The 5,909-nt window shown below is 49.4% G+C and carries 2 tRNA genes and 3 rRNA genes; all 5 read left to right on the top strand.

The features are described 5' to 3' along the window. Window positions 1-572 precede the first annotated feature (572 nt). A 16S ribosomal RNA gene (locus FLL46_RS26840) occupies window positions 573-2,111 on the top strand. A gap of 59 nt (window positions 2,112-2,170) precedes the next feature. Next, a tRNA-Ala gene (locus FLL46_RS26835) sits at window positions 2,171-2,246 on the top strand. 56 nt (window positions 2,247-2,302) lie between these two features. Then, window positions 2,303-2,379 (top strand) — tRNA-Ile (locus FLL46_RS26830). A 363-nt stretch (window positions 2,380-2,742) separates the two neighbouring features. Next, window positions 2,743-5,634: ribosomal RNA gene (locus FLL46_RS26825) — 23S ribosomal RNA — on the top strand. Window positions 5,635-5,781: 147 nt separating this feature from the next. Next, a 5S ribosomal RNA gene (gene rrf / locus FLL46_RS26820) occupies window positions 5,782-5,897 on the top strand. Together the 16S, 23S and 5S rRNA genes with 2 tRNA genes alongside form the textbook arrangement of a ribosomal RNA operon. Window positions 5,898-5,909: the final 12 nt, after the last annotated feature.

Genomic DNA, 5,909 nt, shown 5'->3' with positions numbered 1-5,909 from the left:
GATAAATTGTAGGGCCTATAATGCGCGTCCGCTTCGGGGGGAAACAGGGAGTTTTCAGACGGAGATGGGTTGCTGGATTGAAGCTTTAAAAAAGCTTAAAAAATTCAGTTGACAGAGGCAAGACGCACTGTATAATGCGCGCCTCGCTCAAGGGTTAAGGCTTCGGCCAGGCACTTGAAAAAGTCAGGGATTTATTTGAGTCTAAAAAGAATCAAATAAAGTGTTGACAGCGGTTAAGCGCACTGTATAATGCGCGCCCACTTCGACCGAAAACGCAGTTTAAAGTTGAAGTGAAGTTAGCCTGGAAATAAAGTTTCAAGTGATTGAAATAAAAGGGTTGACAGGGGTTGTGAAGGTTGTATAATTTCGCGCCCAAGCTTGCTGAGCAGGTCCTCAGGAGCTAAGTTCTGAAACAGATGAAGAAAAAGCAATCTGTGTGGGTACTCTGGATGAATTCACAATTGTGGTTTTTAAAATCACAAAAATCATCAAGAGAACTTACCTAGAGATTGATTTGAGAAATTATTTTCCTAATTAAAAACTATGTGATTCTTTTGAGCTATTTAAGATTTAAACTGAAGAGTTTGATCATGGCTCAGATTGAACGCTGGCGGTATGCTTAACACATGCAAGTCGAACGGTAACATAGCTAGCTTGCTAGCTGATGACGAGTGGCGGACGGGTGAGTAACGCGTAGGAATCTACCTTTTGGCGGGGGATAGCCCGGAGAAATCCGGATTAATACCGCATAAGCCCTACGGGGGAAACGAGGCCTCTCCTTGGAAGCTTCGACCGAAAGATGAGCCTGCGTTAGATTAGCTAGTTGGTAGGGTAAAGGCCTACCAAGGCGACGATCTATAGCTGGTCTGAGAGGATGATCAGCCACACTGGGACTGAGACACGGCCCAGACTCCTACGGGAGGCAGCAGTGGGGAATATTGGACAATGGGCGCAAGCCTGATCCAGCAATACCGCGTGTGTGAAGAAGGGTTTCGGCTCGTAAAGCACTTTCAGCGAGGAGGAAGGCATAATGGTTAATACCCATTATGATTGACGTTACTCGCAGAAGAAGCACCGGCTAACTCCGTGCCAGCAGCCGCGGTAATACGGAGGGTGCAAGCGTTAATCGGAATTACTGGGCGTAAAGCGCGCGTAGGCGGAATGTTAAGTCTCATGTGAAAGCCCAGGGCTCAACCTTGGAACTGCATGGGATACTGGCATTCTAGAATACAGTAGAGGGAGGTGGAATTTCCGGTGTAGCGGTGAAATGCGTAGAGATCGGAAGGAACATCAGTGGCGAAGGCGGCCTCCTGGACTGATATTGACGCTGAGGTGCGAAAGCGTGGGGAGCAAACAGGATTAGATACCCTGGTAGTCCACGCCGTAAACGATGTCAACTAGTTGTCGGTCTTATAAAGAAGATTGGTGACGTAGCTAACGCGCTAAGTTGACCGCCTGGGGAGTACGGTCGCAAGACTAAAACTCAAATGAATTGACGGGGGCCCGCACAAGCGGTGGAGCATGTGGTTTAATTCGATGCAACGCGAAGAACCTTACCAGGTCTTGACATCCAGAGAATCCTTTAGAGATAGAGGAGTGCCTTCGGGAATTCTGAGACAGGTGCTGCATGGCTGTCGTCAGCTCGTGTCGTGAGATGTTGGGTTAAGTCCCGTAACGAGCGCAACCCTTATCCTTAGTTGCCAGCGCGTAATGGCGGGGACTCTAAGGAGACTGCCGGTGACAAACCGGAGGAAGGTGGGGACGACGTCAAGTCATCATGGCCCTTACGACCTGGGCTACACACGTGCTACAATGGGCAGTACAGAGGGAAGCGAAGCCGCGAGGTGGAGCGGACCCCAGAAAGCTGCTCGTAGTCCGGATTGGAGTCTGCAACTCGACTCCATGAAGTCGGAATCGCTAGTAATCGCGGATCAGAATGCCGCGGTGAATACGTTCCCGGGCCTTGTACACACCGCCCGTCACACCATGGGAGTGGATTGCACCAGAAGTAGCTAGCTTAACATTGGGCGGTTACCACGGTGTGGTTCATGACTGGGGTGAAGTCGTAACAAGGTAGCCGTAGGGGAACCTGCGGCTGGATCACCTCCTTAAATGACTAAGTGAAGAGTCTTGAGTGCTCACACAGATTGCTTTTTAGAGAAGACCGCATGGGGCTATAGCTCAGCTGGGAGAGCGCCTGCCTTGCACGCAGGAGGTCAGCGGTTCGATCCCGCTTAGCTCCACCAATTATTTGGTGAACCAAGCGAGAGAGAAAGCATAGCTTGAACGTTCGTCACTAATTGGGTCTGTAGCTCAGTTGGTTAGAGCGCACCCCTGATAAGGGTGAGGTCGGTGGTTCAAATCCACCCAGACCCACCAATTTAGCGTTACTCATCGTTGGAAATGAACTTGCATACTGAAGTATGCGGCATTAATTTCCGCCTCGATTAACACTAAATTAAATTCCCCGGTTTCTTCTTATTCTTCATTGTTGAAATTAAAGATAAAAGCTTAATGAGCTTTTATCTCTGATTTTACATCAGACGTTCTTTAACAATTCAGATAAAACGAGTAACAAACAAGCAAAGGTATTCTTTAGGCGACTGTTATGAAAATAATGGTTATTAAAGAAATCAATTCATGTAGCAAACAATGACACCGATGAGTTGATTGTTAGGAAGGTCACAGCCTGAGGAGGCGTGATTGGAGCAGCAATTAGTAGAAGACTTTTTGGGGTTATATGGTCAAGTGACTAAGTGCATACGGTGGATGCCTTGGCGGCAGAAGGCGATGAAGGACGTGGAAGTCTGCGATAAGCTCGGGTAAGCTGACAAACAAGCGTAATAGCCCGAGATTTCCGAATGGGGGAACCCAGTCATCATAAGATGATTATCTGCAACTGAATACATAGGTTGTAGAGGCGAACGCGGGGAACTGAAACATCTAAGTACCCGTAGGAAAAGAAATCAACCGAGATCCCCTGAGTAGCGGCGAGCGAAAGGGGGTTAGCCCAAAAGTTTATTATGCGTTAGTGGAATGTTCTGGAAAGTTCAACGATACAGGGTGATAGTCCCGTACACGAAAACGCATAATGAATGAATCTGAGTAGGTCGGGACACGTGATATCCTGATTGAAAATGGGGGGACCATCCTCCAAGGCTAAATACTCTCTGCCGACCGATAGTGAACCAGTACCGTGAGGGAAAGGCGAAAAGAACCCCTGTGAGGGGAGTGAAATAGAACCTGAAACTGTATGCATACAAGCAGTGGGAGCATGATTTAGTCATGTGACTGCGTACCTTTTGTATAATGGGTCAGCGACTTACTTGTCTGTGGCAAGGCTAACCGTTTAGGGGAGCCGTAGCGAAAGCGAGTCTTAATAGGGCGACTTAGTCTCAGGCAGTAGACCCGAAACCGGGCGATCTAGCCATGGCCAGGTTGAAGGTTGGGTAACACCAACTGGAGGACCGAACCCACGTATGTTGAAAAATGCGGGGATGAGCTGTGGCTCGGAGTGAAAGGCTAATCAAGCCCGGAGATAGCTGGTTCTCCTCGAAAACTATTTAGGTAGTGCCTCATGTATCACCGCTGGGGGTAGAGCACTGTTTCGGCTAGGGGGTCATCCCGACTTACCAACCCGATGCAAACTCCGAATACCAGTGAGTGCAATCATGGGAGACACACGGCGGGTGCTAACGTCCGTCGTGGAAAGGGAAACAACCCAGACCGCCAGCTAAGGTCCCTAAGTTATGGTTAAGTGGGAAACGATGTGGGAAGGCCTAGACAGCTAGGAGGTTGGCTTAGAAGCAGCCACCCTTTAAAGAAAGCGTAATAGCTCACTAGTCGAGTCGGCCTGCGCGGAAGATGTACCGGGGCTAAAACCATACACCGAAGCTGCGGATGCGTGTTTACACGCATGGTAGAGGAGCGTTCTGTAAGCCGTCGAAGGTAAACCGGGAGGTTTGCTGGAGGTATCAGAAGTGCGAATGCTGACATGAGTAACGATAAGGGGTGTGAAAACCACCCCCGCCGAAAACCCAAGGTTTCCTGTTCGATGCTAATCAGAGCAGGGTGAGTCGGCCCCTAAGGCGAGGCAGAAATGCGTAGTCGATGGGAAACAGGTTAATATTCCTGTACCTGATATTGCTGCGATGGAGTGACGGAGAAGGCTAGGCCAGCCTGGTGATGGTTATCCAGGTTTAAGGTAGTAGGCTGAGGACTTAGGTAAATCCGGGTCCTTAAGGCTGAGAGCTGATGACGACGAACTAAGGTTCGGAAGTGGTTGATGCCCGGCTTCCAGGAAAAACTTCTAAGCTTCAGGCAATATGAGACCGTACCCCAAACCGACACAGGTGGGTAGGTAGAGAATACCAAGGCGCTTGAGAGAACTCGGGTGAAGGAACTAGGCAAAATGGTACCGTAACTTCGGGAGAAGGTACGCCGCTGACGGTGAAGCATTTACTGCGTAAGCTGTTGGCGGTCTAAGAAACCAGATGGCTGCGACTGTTTATTAAAAACATAGCACTCTGCAAACACGAAAGTGGACGTATAGGGTGTGACGCCTGCCCGGTGCCGGAAGGTTAATTGATGGGGTTATCTTCGGAGAAGCTCTTGATCGAAGCCCCGGTAAACGGCGGCCGTAACTATAACGGTCCTAAGGTAGCGAAATTCCTTGTCGGGTAAGTTCCGACCTGCACGAATGGCGTAACGATGGCCATACTGTCTCCACCCGAGACTCAGTGAAATTGAAATTGCGGTGAAGATGCCGTATACCCGCGGCTAGACGGAAAGACCCCGTGAACCTTTACTATAGCTTCACACTGGACTTAGAACCTGCTTGTGTAGGATAGCTGGGAGGCTTTGAAACTTAGACGCCAGTCTAGGTGGAGCCAACCTTGAAATACCAGCCTGGTATGTTTTGAGTTCTAACTCAGTCCCATTATCTGGGACGAGGACAGTGTGTGGTGGGTAGTTTGACTGGGGCGGTCTCCTCCCAAAGAGTAACGGAGGAGTACGAAGGTACCCTAATCCTGGTCGGAAATCAGGAGTTTAGTACAATGGTATAAGGGTGCTTGACTGCGAGACAGACACGTCGAGCAGGTGCGAAAGCAGGTCATAGTGATCCGGTGGTTCTGTATGGAAGGGCCATCGCTCAACGGATAAAAGGTACTCCGGGGATAACAGGCTGATACCGCCCAAGAGTTCATATCGACGGCGGTGTTTGGCACCTCGATGTCGGCTCATCACATCCTGGGGCTGTAGCCGGTCCCAAGGGTATGGCTGTTCGCCATTTAAAGTGGTACGCGAGCTGGGTTTAGAACGTCGTGAGACAGTTCGGTCCCTATCTGCCGTGGGCGTTGGAAATTTGAGGAGAGCTGCTTCTAGTACGAGAGGACCGAAGTGGACGAACCTCTGGTGTTCGGGTTGTGATGCCAATCGCATTGCCCGGTAGCTACGTTCGGACAGGATAACCGCTGAAAGCATCTAAGCGGGAAGCCCCCTCCAAGATAAGATTTCCCTAGAGCTTTAAGCTCTCATAAGGAACGTTGAAGACTACGACGTTGATAGGCAAGGTGTGTAAGTGCTGTGAGGCATTGAGCTAACTTGTACTAATGGTCCGAGAGGCTTGACCATATAACACCCAAGCGGTCTTAAGACTTGGTGTGTTGAGTTGAATTGACGACTTTAAGTTGAAGATTACCTTTGTGAGTATGACTCGTTTTATTGAATTGTGAACGACTTAGACAGAATTAAGCAGTGTTTATCACTGCGACGGTTTTGCCTGGTGACATTAGCAAACGGGAACCACCTGAATCCATCTCGAACTCAGAAGTGAAAACGTTTAGCGCCGATGATAGTGTGGGGCTTCCCCATGTGAAAGTAGGTCAACGCCAGGCATTTAATTAAGA

Origin of the sequence: Aliikangiella coralliicola (assembly GCF_007004725.1) — a bacterium.
Classification (GTDB): domain Bacteria; phylum Pseudomonadota; class Gammaproteobacteria; order Enterobacterales; family Kangiellaceae; genus Aliikangiella; species Aliikangiella coralliicola.
The sequence above is the reverse complement of the archived record's forward strand: the minus strand, read 5'-3'. Positions and strand labels throughout refer to the sequence as shown.